Raw genomic sequence first — 14063 nt, forward strand, 5'->3', positions numbered from 1 at the left:
GCGCGTATGTCATGTGACAGAGCGAGGAGGCCCGGCTGGTGAATGACGATCACCCTTTCGCGGAGTTCGTCGCGGAATGGGGCGACGCGCTGCTGCGCTACGGGTACGTGCTGAGCGGCAACCCGCACGACGCCGCCGACCTGACCCAGGAGGCGCTGATCCGGCTCCACCGGGCCTGGCCGCGCGTCCAGCGCTCGCGGGACCCGGTGAGCTACACCCGGACGATCATGTCGCGCCTGCACATCAGCACCTGGCGCAGGCTCCGGCGTGAGCAGCTGGCCTGGGACCCGCCGGACCGCGGCTGCCTCGACGACCTGCCCACCGGCTTCGAGCGCGGGCTGTGGCAGGCGCTCGCCGGACTGCCCCGCAAGCAGCGCGCCGTCCTGGTGCTGCGCTTCTACGAGGACCTGTCCGACGCGGAGATCGCCGAGGTGCTGGGCATCTCCCGGGGAACCGTTCGCAGCCACGCCTCCCATGGCCTGAGCAGGCTCCGCTCCGTCGCCGACCTCCGCATCGCCGTGAACGGGGACCGTCCATGACCGACGAACTGGAAACCGGGCTGCGCGCGACGCTCAGCCACGCGGCCCGCAGCGCGCCCGTACTGCCGGACGGCCTGGCGGCGCAGCTGATCACGCGTTCGCGGCGGCGCAGGGCGCGGGCCCGGTCGCTGGCGGCGGGGCTGGCGCTGGTGGCGATAGCCGTACCGGCGGGGCTGGTCGCGCGGGACCGGCCGGAGGGGGACGTCAGCACGGCGACGGCGGCGGAGACCCAGGCCAGGCGGGAGCCGGACCCCTACGTGCTGGCCATGGCGGGGCTGACGCCGCTGGGCCGGCGGCTGATCGTCCTGGACCCCTCGGAGGACGCGCCGATGCTGCTGTGGTTCGCCCGGGACGCGAAAGGAGCCACGCTCTTCTGCACGGCCAACCGGAACCGGGCCGGCGGCAGCTTCTACGGCTGCGACGAGGCGGCGCGCTCGTCGATCGGAGTCGGCTCGACCAGCGTGATCGCGGGCGAGGTGCTGTACTACGGCGCCACCGATGCCGACGTCACATCCATGGCCGCGGTCGCCGCCGACGGCAAGAAGATCCCCGGCACGGTGACCCGCGTCGACGGCACGCCGTGGCGCATCTGGACGGTGACCGTCCCGGGCCTGGCCGCGATCGGCTCCTTCGAGCTCACCGGCGCGCGGGGCCAGGTGGTGAACCGGATCGAGCATCACGGATCCGTGGCCGGCGAGTTGACGGCCCCGCCGGTGGGCCCGGCCGAGGAGATGCCGCACGGCCTGGTGGTCACCCTGGTGACGACCCCCGACGAGACGCTGATCTGGCGGCTGAACGGCCAGCCGATGAGCATGAACCTGGTCAGGCCGGCGGACCTGCTGACCGATCTGGGCGGTCACGCGTTCCCGGTCTCGATGACCAGCAGAGGCGCCCGCTGGTACGGCATCGCCCAGGCGGGAACGGCCAGGGTGGACCTGGTCCTGCCCGACGGCACGACCGCCACCGCCACCGCCCGCCCGGACCGGTGGGGCATCGGCGTGAGCCTGTTCTCCGGCGTGTACCGGCACGGGACCGACATCTATCAGGAAGGCTTCGAACTGGTCGGCTACGACGAGGCCGGAACCGTGCTCTGGCGCGACCCGCAGCCCGCGGTCCCCCCGCTCTGGCAGTGACCGGCGGAAAAGCTCAGCCGGTCTTGTTGGAGTCGCGCCGGTTCAGCTTGGACAGGTAGGCGTTGTACTCGTCCAGCTCGGGATCGCCCGAACCGCCGGTCTTGGCCGCGAGCGCGTCGGCGCGGCGGTCGTGGCGGCGGGCCTGCCGGTCGTCGGCCTGCCACCACTGGATGGCCAGCGCGATCACCACGATCAGAGTGGGGATCTCGCCGAACGCCCAGGCGATGCCGCCGCCCAGCTTCTGGTCGGCGACGGCGGTGTCGCCCCAGGTACGGCCGAGCTGGTCGTACCAGTCGGAGGCCAGCACGGTGCCCATGCTCATCAGGGCCAGGCCGAAGAAGGCGTGGAAGGGCATCGTGACGAACAGCAGGATGAGCCGCCCCACGTGCGGCAGCTGCACCGGGGCCGGGTCCACGCCGACGATCACCCAGAAGAACAGGCAGCCGGTGAGGAGGAAGTGCAGGGACATCGCCAGGTGACCCAGGTGCTCCTCCATCGCGGAGGCGAACAGCGGGGTGAAGTAGAGGGCGTAGGTGGAGGCGATGAACAGGGCGGTGGCGATGCCCGGGTGGGCGATCACCCGCATCGCCCGGCTGTGCAGGATGACCGTGAGCCACTCCCGCGGGCCCCGGTCGCCGCGCCGGACGGCCGGTTTGAGCGCGCGCAGGGCCAGCGTGACGGGCGCGCCCAGGACCAGGAAGATCGGGACCAGCATGGACAGGATCATGTGCTCGGTCATGTGCACGCTGAACAGGACCGGCGCGTAGCGGGCGACGCCGCTCTGGGTGGCCAGCACCAGGATGACCACACCGATGAACCAGGCCGCCGTACGGCCGGCGGGCCAGCGGTCGCCGCGGCGCGAGAGCCGTACCAGCGCGGCCAGGTAGAGGCCGCCGAGCAGGCCCGCGACGACGGCGAAGAACAGGTCGAACCACCACAGGGTGGCCAGGTTGCCGAGTGAGATCGGCGGCGGCACCACGTAGCCGAGCAGGTCGAAGGCGCGGTCCGTGGGCACGTCCACCGGGGGCGGCGCGGTCTGCGCGAGCGCGACGGCGACGCCGACCGTGGCGGCCATCAGCATGATCTCGCCGAGCGCGAGCCGCAGGAAGGCGCCCGGCTTCCCGGCGGACAGCTGCGGCAGCGTACGGCCCCGGTGCCACCAGCCGACGACGCCCAGCACGCCGAAGGCCAGCAGCTTGGCCACCAGCAGCAGCCCGTACGCGGAGGTGAAGAGGGCCTCGACGGAGGCGAGGCGGGCCAGCACGCTGGCCAGGCCGGACAGGCCGACGCCGGCGAAGCACCACAGCGCCATCCGGGAGAACCGCTCGGCGGCGACCGGCAGCTTGTCGGCCGACCTGATCGCGTGCACGCAGAGCAGCCCCAGGCCGCCCACCCAGAGGGCCAGGAACAGCAGGTGGAAGGCGACCGAGGTGGTGGCCAGGCCGTGGTTGGGCGAGGAGGAGGAGTGCCCGGTCAGCGCCGGCGGCAGCAGCGTGGCCAGCGCGAACACCAGCAGCGCGCCGGCCGCGCCGACGGTGATCGCGCCCCGCGCGAACAGGGCGATGGACACCGAGAACAGCACCACCAGGGTGAGCGCGATGCCCTGCGGCGTCTGGCTGGCGTAGCTGGTCAGCTCGTTGCCGCCGAGGATCACCCCGATCGGCTGCCCCATCGACTGCGACAGCCCGAACACCAGCGTGGACGCCGCCGCGACCGTCCAGGCCAGCGCCGACCACGACGCCGCCTTCACGTAACCCAGCGCGGCCTTGCCCAGCAGGCCCTTGTCGCTGGGCAGCAGCGCCGCCGCCATCAGCAGCAGCCCGATGGTCAGCACACCCGCCGCGTCCATGGACAGCTTCGAGATCGGCACCATCCAGCGGGTCAGCGCGCCCTCGTCCGGCAACCCCGGAATGACCCGGGGCGTCGCCGCGCCACCCGCCACCATGCCGATGACCAAGGCCCCGATGGCCGCGCACACGCCCGCCACCGCGAGCCGCACCGTTCTGTTCATCCCCGGCCTCCGGCCTGTACGGCTACCGCCATCACAGTCCGCCCCGCCATGATCGTCAACATCTCACGGCTTCTTCCGCATGCTGAAGGCCATCCCGATGCCGATGCCGGCGAGCCCGAACACCACGATCCACACCCAGGCCGGCACGGCCGGCGACTCGGCGGCCTGCGCCTCCGGACTCGGCTCCGCCTCCGCCGAAGGGGCCGCGGCCACCGGGGCGGCCGAAGGGCCGCCCGGCGTCGCGGGCGGCGTCAGGCGGAAGGGGATCTCGCCCTCGACCGGGTGGCCGTCCCTGGAGACGACCCGGTAGGCGATCGTGTACGCCCCGCCGGGCAACTGCGGGCCGACGTCCTGGAGCACCTTGGGGCCGCGCACCTGGGGCTTGCCGTCCTCGTAACGCAGCCCGCCCGGGCCGGTCACGATCACGACGGGGAAGCGCACCGACTCGGTGAACTCCAGGGTGACCTTCCTGAGCGCCTCGACCTGGGCGCCCCGCAGCGGGTCACTGGTCAGCAGCGACGTGTGCGCGTACGCGGGACCCGTGCCGAGCAGGAGGACGGCGAGGAAGGCCGACGCGGCGGAGACCGGGAGAATCTTCATGGCGCCCCCAGGCTACCGACGTGTACGCCTGCTCCCTACCTCGCCCGCCACCTTCTTACTCAGAGCCCGACACACGAGAGCGCACGCTGGTAAGCCTCCACACTCGCATCGTGGTCACCCAGCTGGGCCATCGTGTCGGCGGTCTGCTGCCAGCTCTCGGCCACCTTGCGGGTGGCGGAAAGGTGCTTGAGCGACTCACCGGCCACCGAGAGCTCGCTGCTGCAGTCGGCGTCCCTGCGCTGCATGTAGTAGATCTGCCCGAGCACCAGATGCACCTCGGAGTGGAGCGTGTGGTTGCTCTCACCGACCAGGCCGAGGGCCTGCTGCGCGTACTCGAGAGCGGCGTCCAGGTTGCCCAGGGCGAGTTCGGCGCGGGCTAGGAAGATCGAGCCGAGGGTGATGTCGCCCAGCCCGGCGGAGGACTCCTTCAGCCCGCGCATCGAGCGCAGGTGCAGGTCGCGAGCGGCTTCGGCCTCGGCGGGGCGCACCTGGAGCAGCAGTTTCGCGTAGGCACCGCGCAACCGGGCCAGGTTACGCGGGCCACCGGTCTCGGACTGGATGGCGAGCGCGCGCTCGATGAGCGACATCGCCTCCTCGCCGAAGCCGACCTGCTCGGCGGCCATGGCGGCTTCCCAGCAGGCGGCGACGATGGAGCGGGGCGTGCCGAGGCTCTCGGCCGCCGACAGCAGTTCGGTGGCGAACTGGCGGGCCCTGAGCAGATCGCCGCGCTCGATGTAGACCGAGAGCAGGGTGGCGCCGAGTTCGATCAGGTCGTCGTTCCAGTTCGGGCGGGCGGTCTCACCGAGCAGGCGCTCGCCCACATGGACACCGTTCTGGAAGTCACCGCTTTCCCGGTAGCAGCGGCAGAGCGCGATGGCGATGGCCACCCGGCGGGAGGGGGACTGGGATTCCTTGTCCGTGTCCAGCAGGGAACTCAGCACCCTGATCGCCTCGTCGAGCTGCCCGCACGCCTCTAGGGAGCGGGCGTAGCCGAACTCGGCGTCCTGCCGGAGCGTGGCCAGACCGAGGATGCTCTTGTCCTCCATGAGCTCGCTGTACCGGCGGCGCGCCTCGATGAACTCACCGTTCTCCAGCGCCATCCGCGCGAACCTCAGACCGAGGTCGAGCTCTTCCATCTGCTCGGCCGTGACACCATTGACAAGGTACGTCAACGAACAGTCGAGCTTCTGCGCAAGCAGCTCCAAAACAGCGGGAGTTGGCGTACGCTTACCACTCTCGATGAGTGAGACGTATGAGTCTGACAATTCGGGATGGGCGAGCTGGGCCTGAGAGAGACCGCGTTGGCGACGGATTGTTTTTATCCGCTGACCCACCAAATCTTGACTGGTCACGTGCACCCCTTGAGAAGATGTAGGCCCCACAACCAAACATCGACGGGAGAACCCCCCATGAAACGCCGCCTCGCCGTAGCTGTCTTAGCTGTTTTGATCGCAGCCGGAGTGGCTGTCTGGTCAAATGTTACGACTGCAGGCGCCGCTCCGTCTCCCCGCATGCAGATGCCAGCCTTCCACTGCTGCTGATTCGTTACGCACGCAGCACGTGGAGGAGGGTCGGCCCGGGGTGCTCGGGTGCAGCTCAGAGCACAGTCGGGCACGAAGAACGACCGCGAACCTCCGTACGGAGGAACGCCAACCTGTCCGACATCGGACACCGGCGCGGCACCTGTGCCGGACATATGGAGAGACGTACATGGTTGTGGTTGACCAAGGCCGCCTAGAGCGCGGCGGCCGGAGGCCGACCGGAACCCGGGGTCCGTACGGGGCCAAGCCGCTTCTCTCTCGACAAGACTTCGCGGCCACCCCCTTTCGGACCTACATGACAAGGTAGTCGACTCCATTGTGGCGGCGCTTTCTGGAAGATTCCAGAGAGCGCCGCCTGACTGTTGTCAGGAAGCCTTTCGGGCACATTCTGTTACCGTCCGAACACGTGGGGTCACCAGTTCTTGGAATTTCTCCGGGAATTCGAATTCAGGACGCCCGCAGAGCGAGATAAAGGTCTACTCGATCCGCCATGGCGGAAAGATCTTTTCCAGTCAATTCCTCTACTCGCCGGATGCGATATCGGACCGTGTTCACATGCACGTGCAGATGCTCAGCACAACTGTTCCAGGAACCTGCACAATCAAGGAAAGTCCCGAGCGTCCTTACAAGATCCGCCTGATGTTTTCTGTCATACGCGAAGAGCGGCGCCAGCAACCGTTCCGAGAATGATCGGCGAACGTCGCCGGGAACGGTGGCCAGCAGCAACGCGTGCGTATAGATCTCCGCGCTGGTGACCACTCCGCCGCCGCGCGCCTCGGCCATCCGCCGCGCGTACCCGGCCTCCTCCACGCCGCCGCGGATGGCGGCGGGCCCGGTCAGGCCGGCGCTGACGCCCACGGACACGGCGACACCCGCGAGCGCGGCCACCCGGGCGGTGAGGGCGGCGGCGACCGTGTCGGCCGTACCCGACCTGAGCGGGACCAGGGCGAACGCGCCGTCGGCCGCGGCGGCGGCGACCACCCGCCGGTCCATCAGCTCCTCCACCACCTGCCCGCCCAGCACGGCGGGATCGGCCCCGGGATCGGCCACTGTGGCGGAAATCACGGCGTACGGCTCGCCCGCGTCGATGCCGCACGTGCGGAGCCGGGCCGAGAGTTCGGACAGGTCGGCGCTCCCCGCGGCGGCGAGCGCGATCAGTTGTTCGGCCAGCCGACGCTCGACTCGGCGGCCCCCCTCCATCCGGGTCCTTTCCAGCGCCACGCACGAGGCCAGCTCGTACCCGATCTCGGGGTCCAGCTCGCCGCCGCAGACCAGGGCCCACCCGGCGGCCCGGTGCGCCCGGTCCACCGCGAAGATCGTGTACGGCCCCGGCACGACCAGCGGCAGCCGCGTGGCGCCGAGGAAGGCGGCGGCCAGCCGGGCCACGTCCGCGTCCGGCACCGAACCCGCGATGAGGGCGCCCGCGGCGGAGACCACCGCGCCGGTGACGTCCAGTTCGTCGGCCATCAGCGCGCACAGCTCGGTCAGGCCCGCGCCCTCGGCCACGGCCGCCACGATCCGCCGGTGCCGCCCGAGCGCGCGCCGCAGGTCGCCGGCCTGGGCTCCGGCCAGGCGGCGGGTGACGGCCTCGGTGACCGCGCCGAAGGACACCTCGACGGGCACCTCGATCAGCGGCAGCCCGCGCTCCCGGCAGGCCTCCAGCAGGTCCCCGGGGACGTGGCCGAGCCGGGCGTCCCCGGCGGCCAGCGCGGACACCCCGCCGCGGACCAGGATGTCGACGAACCGGCGCGAGTCGGCGGGCTCCTGCCGCCACATCATCCCGGTCAGCACCAGCTCGCCGCCGGACAGGTAGCGTCCGGGGTCGGGCAGGTCGGTGACGAGCGCGCCGGTGATCTCGGCGTGCGTCTCGCCGGCGAGCAGGATGAGCCGCAGATCGTCGAGAGCCAGGAGATCGCTTATCTGCACAAGCCCAGACTATTTGGACGAATCTACAAGGGGTATGCTCCGCCCGGTCCCGCGTTTCATGGCCGCGCCCATGGCCCCTCCGTGACCTGGGCTGATGTACTCGCCCTATGAGTATTGCCACGGGACAGAGCCGGAGCGCGGTCCAGGGCGTCGGCCAGAGCGTGCCGCGCCCGGACGGCACGCTGAAGGTCACCGGTGAGTTCGCCTACTCCTCCGACCTGTGGCTGGACGGCATGCTCTGGGGCGCCACCCTGCGCAGCCCGCACCCGTCCGCGTGGATCGAGTCCATCGACATCGGCCCCGCGCTGGCCATGCCCGGCGTGTACGCGGTGCTCACCCACGAGGACGTCCCCGGCGCGAAGTTCTACGGCCTGGAACACAAGGACCAGCCGGTCCTGGCCATCGACCAGGTCCGCTACCAGGGCGAGCCGGTCGCGCTGGTCGCCGCCGACCACCCCGAGACGGCCCGCCGCGCCGCCGACGCCATCCAGGTCGGGTACGGCCTGCGCGAAGCGGTCACCGACCCCCGCCGCGCCGCCTTCGACCCCGGCTGCCCCCAGGTCAACCCGCACGGCAACGTGGTCCGCCACCAGCCCGTCCGGGTCGGCTCCGAGTTCACCGCCGACGTGGTGGTGACCGGCGAGTACGAGGTGGGCATGCAGGACCAGGCCTTCCTCGGCCCCGAGTCCGGCCTGGCCGTGCCCGCCGAGGACGGCGGCGTGGACCTCTACATCGCCACCCAGTGGCTGCACGTGGACCAGGACCAGGTCGCGCCCTGCCTCGGCCTGCCCAAGGAGAAGGTACGCCTCACCCTGGCCGGCGTGGGGGGCGCGTTCGGCGCCCGCGAGGACCTGTCCATGCAGATCCACGCCGCCATGCTGGCCCTGCGCACCGGCAAACCCGTAAAGATCGTGTACGGCCGGGAGGAGTCCTTCTTCGGCCACGTGCACCGGCACCCGGCCTGGATGCGCTACGAGCACGGCGCGACCGCCGAGGGCGAACTCGTGTACGTCAAGGCCGAGATCGTCCTCGACGGCGGCGCGTACACCTCGTCCTCGCCCGCCGTGGTCGGCAACGCGGCCTCGCTGGGCGTGGGGCCGTACGAGGTGGACAACGTCTGGATCGATGCGTACGGGACCTACACCAACAACCCGCCCTGCGGGGCGATGCGCGGCTTCGGCGCGGTCCAGGCGTGCTACGCGTACGAGTCGCAGATGGATCGGCTGGCCGAGGCGTGCGGGCTGTCGCCCGTGGAGATCCGGGTGCGGAACGCGGTCTCCCAGGGGTCGCGGCTGGCGACCGGGCAGGTGATCGACACGCCCGCGCCGCTGGCCGAGATGCTGCTGGAGCTGGCCGCGATGCCGATGCCCGGCCCGGGTTCTTCCGATCTGCGGGAGTTGCCCGGCGGGGTGGCGCAGACCACGCACGGCGAGGGAGTGCGCCGGGGTGTCGGGTACGGCGTGGGCATCAAGAACATCTGCTTCTCGGAGGGGTTCGACGACTACTCCACCGCGCGGGTCCGGGTGGAGTTGCTCGGTGACGAGCCGCATGTGCTGGTGCACACGGCGGCGGCCGAGGTCGGCCAGGGGCTGATCATGGTCAAGACGCAGATCGCCAGGACCGAGCTGGGCATCGACCGGGTGACGATCGTTCCGGCGGACACGTCCGTGGGTTCGGCGGGGTCGTCGTCGGCGTCGCGGCAGTCGTACATGACGGGCGGGGCGGTCAAGGTGGCCTGTGAGGCCGTCAGGGAGCGGCTGGACCGGTTGCGGGAGGGCGGCAGGACGCTGGCGGAGGTGCTGGCGGACGGGCCGGTGGAGGAGACCCGGGAGTACCGGCATCGGCGTACCTTCCCGATGGATCCGGTGACCGGGCAGGGGGACTCGCACACGCAGCTGGCGCTGTGCGTGCACCGCGCGGTGGTGGACGTGGACGTGGAGCTGGGCCTGGTCAAGGTGGTGGAGCTGGCGGCCGTGCAGGACGTGGGGCGGATCATCAATCCGCTGGCGCTGGAAGGGCAGATCCACGGCGGGTCCGCGCAGGGGCTCGGGCTGGCGTTGATGGAGGAGATCCAGGTCAGGGATGGAAAGGTGCTGAACCCTTCGTTCACCGACTACCTGATCCCCACGATCCTGGACATGCCGCCGATGCGCCTGTCGATCCTGGAGAACCCGGACCCGCACGCGCCGTACGGGCTGCGCGGCGCGGGCGAGCCGCCGACGCTCTCCTCCACACCCGCCATCGCCGCCGCCGTGCGGGACGCGACGGGACTGCCGCTGGCAAGGGTGCCGATCCGGCCGGACGACATCGCCCTGGCCGTGCCCGCCGAAGTCTGACGCGTCGGTTTCTCGCCGATATCCGGCGCCGTTCACGCAGGTGACGCGCCGCACCGGCACCAGAGGGGCCGCCGGTTCATGCTGATCGACGCTTGTCTGCGCAGGTGACGCCTCTCATCGCGAGGGTGTCGAGAGCAACCGGGTTCGTCCTGCCGACGTTTAGAGGTCGCCGGGGTCGCAGGCGATGTTGTTGCCGTTCTTGTCGACGTACCAGTTGTACTGGGGGTGGATGCCCTTGTGGAAGGGGCCGACGCCGGCGGCGATGGCGTCGCGGCAGCTGGCGTAGCGGGTCTCGTTGCCGGCGGCTCCGGTGGTGCCGCCCGTGGTCGTGCCGGCGGGGGTGTCGCCCGCCTGGGGAACCAGGGGCTGGCCGGTCGTCGTTCCCCCCGGCTGGGTGCCGGGCGGGGTCGCGGCGGGCGCGTTGGGGTCGCCAGCGGCGGGTGAGGAGACCGGGGGCGGCTGCTGCTGCGCGGGCGGGGAGACGGCGGCGGGGCCGTTGAGGCGGGCCAGCATGGAGGTCGCCTCCTGCTGGGTGAAGCCGGCGATGCTCAGGCTGTCCTCGGTGATCTCCTGGGCCACCCGGGGCGCGGCCACGACGCGGTCGGCGACCACGATGGCGAGCTGCCGCTGGACCGTCTCCCGGGTCAGGTCGGCGATCTGCTGGCGGGTGTCCGGCGCGAGCACGACCCGCACCGAGTAGGTCCCGTCCTGCTCGGCCACCGACTCGATCTTCTGCACCACGGTCACGGTCACCCCGGGCTCCAGCTGGTAGCAGAGGGCCCCGGTGTCGTCGGGCACGGCCTCGGCCCCCGCGCAGGGCGCCTGACCGACCAGGTCGACCGGCGCGAAGTGCAGCGGCGTGGCCAGGCGGCGCAGCGTGGTGGTGGACAGGGGCGGCGCGTCCGGGTTGCGGGTCATCAGCACGGCGACGGTGCCCAGCACCCCGCTCATCACCACGACCAGCACCAGCGCCACGGTCAACGCCACGGTGGTGCGCCTGGTGGCCTGCGGCGGCCCGCTCGGCTGCGAGCCGGTCCCGATCGGCCCGACCAGAGCTCCGCCGCCGCCGGCGCCCGGCTCCGTGGCCGCCTGCGTGGTGGTGCCGTGGTCGGGTACGGGCTCGGCCGCCCCCGGCACCGGCGTGTTGTACATCCCGACCTCGATCCCTGCCATCGCCCGCAGAGCCTATCGAGGTCTGCCAAGGCACGGTAATCGGATGACATTCTGTCACCAAGCGCTCGCAACTCCTGTCAGACTGCCCCCCGGTCGTGGGCCGAACCGCGGGTAAGGCTCCGTTATGAAGGTCGGAGTGCCACGCGAGGTCAAGAACAACGAGTTCCGGGTCGCGCTCACCCCCGCGGGCGCGCACGAACTGGTCCGGCACGGCCACCGAGTCCTCGTCGAGCGGGGCGCGGGCGCGGGCTCGGCCATCGCGGACGAGGACTTCGCCGCAGCCGGGGCCGTCCTGATCGGTTCCGCCGACGACGTCTGGGCCGACGGCGACCTGATCCTCAAGGTGAAGGAGCCGGTCCCGGAGGAGTACCACCGGATGCGGAAGGGCCAGGTGCTCTTCACGTACCTGCATCTGGCGGCCTCGATGGCGTGCACGCGGGCGATGCTGGAGTCGGGCGTGACGGGCATCGCGTACGAGACGGTGCAGACCGCGGCCGGGACGCTGCCGCTGCTGGCCCCCATGTCGGAGGTGGCCGGGCGGCTGGCCACCCAGGTGGGCGCCTACCACCTGATGCGGCCGGGCGGCGGGCGCGGTGTGCTCATGGGCGGCGTGCCCGGCGTGTACGCGGCCAAGGTGGCGGTGATCGGGGCCGGGGTGGCCGGGATGAACGCGGCGGCGATCGCGCTCGGCATGCAGGCCGAGGTGCTGCTGCTGGACCGGGACGTGGACCGGCTGCGGCAGGCCGACGCGGTCTACCGGGGGCACTGCCAGACGGTCGCGTCCAACGCGTACGAGGTGGAGCGGGCGGTGCTGGACGCGGACCTGGTGATCGGCGCGGTGCTGGTGGCCGGGGCGAGGGCGCCGAAGCTGGTCGGGGACGACCTGGTGAGCCGGATGAAACCGGGCTCCGTGCTGGTCGACGTCTCCATCGACCAGGGCGGCTGCTTCGAGGGCTCCCGGCCGACCACCCACGACGACCCCGTCTACCGGGTGCACGACTCGATCTTCTACTGCGTGGCCAACATGCCGGGCGCGGTCCCGCACACCTCCACGTACGCGCTGACCAACGTCACCGTCCCGTACGCGCTGGCGATCGCGGACCTGGGCTGGCGGGCCGCGCTGGCCGCGGACGAGGCGCTGGCGCGCGGCCTCAGCACGCACCAGGGGCACCTCACCAGCCGGCCCGTGGCCGAGGCGCACGGGCTGGAGTGGATGCCCCTGGAAGGACTGCTGGAACCGCGCCCGAAACCCCGCTGAGGGTCAGGAGGACGGCGACGGGGTCGCGACCGGCGCGTCCGTGCCGGCGGTGGCGCTCGGAGCAGGGGACGGCTCGGCGGACGGAGCCGTCGCCGGGATGACCGCCTCGGCGGCCGTCTGGTCGACGCCCCCGGTGCACGGAGAGCCGCGCTCGGGCGTGTCCGGGCCCTGCTTGAACTTCCGGATGAACGCGGCGATGTCCGGCGAGTCCGCGGAGTCCACCGCGAGCTGGTGGTTCCAGGACGACAGCGCGATCTTCGAGGGCAGCCCGGGGTACGGGCTGAGCAGCATGTAGTCCGAGGAGGCGTGGGCGCGCAGCTTGGCCACGTCGGCCTCGGGCAGATCCGGCTGGTAGGTGAGCCAGACCGCGCCGTGCTCCATCGAGTGCACGGCCGTCTCGTTGTTGATCGGCTGGTCGTAGATGCCGCAGTTCTGCCAGGCCGGGTTGTGCTCGCCGCCGACCGGAGGCGTCTCGGCGTAGTTCACCTTGATGCCGGTGTGCTGCGAGCCGGAGTAGCTGAAGTTCTTCACCTTGGGCTCCATGGCGGCCTCGGCGGCGGCGGCCGCCTTCTCCACCTCGGACTTGTTCATCTCCTCGCGGATGATGTAGAAGCCCACCGCGCCCACCACGATTGCGATGACGAGGCCGCCGATGCCCCACATCAGGAACGCGGTCCTGCGTTCCTTGCGCTTCTGCTCGGCGCGCATGCGGGCCAGATGCTCACGCCGTGCCTGCGACTTCTCCTTGGTCATCGACCCTCCATCACGCAATCACATATGGGTAAGGAGAATAGTGGCTATAGCTAGGCGTTTGGTTCACGGATTCACCCGCGCAAGTAACCTGTGAGTGATGGACACCCCTCGCTTCCGCCCGCTGCCGATCCTCGGGGCCCTCGTCGTCCTGATCGCGGCCGCCCTGATCATCGTGACCGTCAGCAGGGCGGGCACGCCCGGCGACATCTCCGCCGAGGCCGGTTTCTCCCGCGACATGGCCGTTCACCACGCCCAGGCGGTGGACATGTCGTTCGTGGCCAGGGACGCCAGCTCGGACCAGGACCTGCGGACGTTCGCGTACGACATCATCAACACGCAGAGCACCCAGCGTGGAATTTTCATGGGCTGGCTGGACCAGTGGGGCCTTCCGCAGACCTCCACGCAGCCCGCGATGACCTGGATGTCGGGCCACGGGCACAGCGGCACGCCCGGGGTGATGCCCGGCATGGCCTCGCCCGAGGAGATGAGGAAGCTGCGGGCGGCCACGGGCGTCGCGGGCGAGGTGCTGTTCCTGCAGCTCATGATCCGCCACCACGAGGGCGGCGTGGACATGGCGCGCGGGGTGCTCAAGCTGACCAGCCGCAGTGAGGTGCGCACGATGGCGCAGCACATCGTGGACGGCCAGACGGCCGAGATCAACCTGATGAAGGACATGCTCGCCAAGCGCGGCGGGCAGCCCCTGCCGTCGATACTCAAGTGAGCGCGTGTCGTTCGCGGTCATTCGCGCGGGAATGCTCCGGTCAGGGCACCATGGAAGCGACCGGAGGGATGA

Annotated in this window: 11 protein-coding genes; 5 read left to right on the top strand and 6 right to left on the bottom strand. The window is 71.0% G+C overall.

The features are described 5' to 3' along the window. Positions 1 to 38: 38 nt before the first annotated feature. Together Aph01nite_RS19275 and Aph01nite_RS19280 are read left to right on the top strand one after the other, a co-directional pair. Positions 39 to 539, top strand: a complete 501-nt coding sequence (locus Aph01nite_RS19275) for a SigE family RNA polymerase sigma factor (RefSeq protein WP_204042300.1) — start codon at positions 39 to 41, stop codon at positions 537 to 539. Then, positions 536 to 1672, top strand: a complete 1137-nt coding sequence (locus Aph01nite_RS19280) for a hypothetical protein (protein WP_204042301.1) — start codon at positions 536 to 538, stop codon at positions 1670 to 1672. The genes Aph01nite_RS19275 and Aph01nite_RS19280 overlap by 4 nt, the downstream gene beginning before the upstream one ends. Before the next feature lie 13 nt (positions 1673 to 1685). On the opposite strand, the gene Aph01nite_RS19285 is transcribed toward Aph01nite_RS19280, so the two are convergent. The 4 genes from Aph01nite_RS19285 to Aph01nite_RS19300 all read right to left on the bottom strand — a co-directional run bounded on the left by Aph01nite_RS19285 (position 1686) and on the right by Aph01nite_RS19300 (position 7750). Then, entirely contained in the window at positions 1686 to 3683 is a 1998-nt protein-coding gene (locus Aph01nite_RS19285; protein WP_204042302.1) for a bifunctional copper resistance protein CopD/cytochrome c oxidase assembly protein, read from the bottom strand. Positions 3684 to 3746: 63 nt separating this feature from the next. Further along, the gene (locus Aph01nite_RS19290; RefSeq protein ID WP_204042303.1) at positions 3747 to 4283 is read right to left on the bottom strand and encodes a copper resistance CopC family protein; all 537 of its coding nucleotides are present in this window, start codon (positions 4281 to 4283) and stop codon (positions 3747 to 3749) included. A gap of 59 nt (positions 4284 to 4342) precedes the next feature. Further along, positions 4343 to 5665 carry a helix-turn-helix domain-containing protein gene (locus Aph01nite_RS19295; protein ID WP_307836786.1) on the bottom strand — a complete coding sequence of 441 codons (1323 nt, stop codon included), beginning with the start codon at positions 5663 to 5665 and terminating at the stop codon, positions 4343 to 4345. A gap of 606 nt (positions 5666 to 6271) precedes the next feature. Continuing rightward, positions 6272 to 7750, bottom strand: a complete 1479-nt coding sequence (locus Aph01nite_RS19300) for a PucR family transcriptional regulator (protein ID WP_204042305.1) — start codon at positions 7748 to 7750, stop codon at positions 6272 to 6274. Between the two features lie 107 nt (positions 7751 to 7857). Between Aph01nite_RS19300 and Aph01nite_RS19305 the strand changes: the two genes are divergently transcribed. After that, a complete protein-coding gene (locus Aph01nite_RS19305; RefSeq protein WP_204042306.1) occupies positions 7858 to 10086 on the top strand; it encodes a xanthine dehydrogenase family protein molybdopterin-binding subunit in 2229 nt (742 codons plus the stop codon). A 159-nt stretch (positions 10087 to 10245) separates the two neighbouring features. Here the strand turns inward: Aph01nite_RS19305 and Aph01nite_RS19310 are convergent, their stop codons facing one another. Further along, entirely contained in the window at positions 10246 to 11259 is a 1014-nt protein-coding gene (locus Aph01nite_RS19310) for an excalibur calcium-binding domain-containing protein (protein ID WP_204042307.1), read from the bottom strand. 124 nt (positions 11260 to 11383) lie between these two features. Here Aph01nite_RS19310 and ald point away from each other — a divergent pair, with 124 nt between their 5' ends. Beyond that, positions 11384 to 12517, top strand: coding sequence for an alanine dehydrogenase (gene ald, locus Aph01nite_RS19315; protein WP_204042308.1), 1134 nt, complete (start codon positions 11384 to 11386; stop codon positions 12515 to 12517). A gap of 3 nt (positions 12518 to 12520) precedes the next feature. Here the strand turns inward: ald and Aph01nite_RS19320 are convergent, their stop codons facing one another. Beyond that, positions 12521 to 13270: a thioredoxin-like domain-containing protein gene (locus Aph01nite_RS19320; RefSeq protein ID WP_204042309.1), complete on the bottom strand. Its 750-nt coding sequence runs from the start codon at positions 13268 to 13270 to the stop codon at positions 12521 to 12523. Positions 13271 to 13367: 97 nt separating this feature from the next. Between Aph01nite_RS19320 and Aph01nite_RS19325 the strand changes: the two genes are divergently transcribed. Then, positions 13368 to 13991, top strand: a complete 624-nt coding sequence (locus Aph01nite_RS19325; RefSeq protein WP_204042310.1) for a DUF305 domain-containing protein — start codon at positions 13368 to 13370, stop codon at positions 13989 to 13991. The last annotated feature ends 72 nt before the right edge of the window (positions 13992 to 14063 follow it).

The sequence above is a fragment of the Acrocarpospora phusangensis genome (assembly GCF_016862995.1).
Classification (GTDB): domain Bacteria; phylum Actinomycetota; class Actinomycetes; order Streptosporangiales; family Streptosporangiaceae; genus Acrocarpospora; species Acrocarpospora phusangensis.

Bases quoted from the DNA above. Each gene is read 5' to 3' on its own strand.
- Aph01nite_RS19310 (WP_204042307.1), bottom strand. From the start codon at position 11,259: ATGGCAGGGATCGAGGTCGGGATGTACAACACGCCGGTGCCGGGGGCG.
- Aph01nite_RS19285 (WP_204042302.1), bottom strand. From the start codon at position 3,683: ATGAACAGAACGGTGCGGCTCGCGGTGGCGGGCGTGTGCGCGGCCATC.
- ald (WP_204042308.1), top strand. From the start codon at position 11,384: ATGAAGGTCGGAGTGCCACGCGAGGTCAAGAACAACGAGTTCCGGGTC.
- Aph01nite_RS19290 (WP_204042303.1), bottom strand. From the start codon at position 4,283: ATGAAGATTCTCCCGGTCTCCGCCGCGTCGGCCTTCCTCGCCGTCCTC.
- Aph01nite_RS19325 (WP_204042310.1), top strand. From the start codon at position 13,368: ATGGACACCCCTCGCTTCCGCCCGCTGCCGATCCTCGGGGCCCTCGTC.
- Aph01nite_RS19305 (WP_204042306.1), top strand. From the start codon at position 7,858: ATGAGTATTGCCACGGGACAGAGCCGGAGCGCGGTCCAGGGCGTCGGC.
- Aph01nite_RS19280 (WP_204042301.1), top strand. From the start codon at position 536: ATGACCGACGAACTGGAAACCGGGCTGCGCGCGACGCTCAGCCACGCG.
- Aph01nite_RS19320 (WP_204042309.1), bottom strand. From the start codon at position 13,270: ATGACCAAGGAGAAGTCGCAGGCACGGCGTGAGCATCTGGCCCGCATG.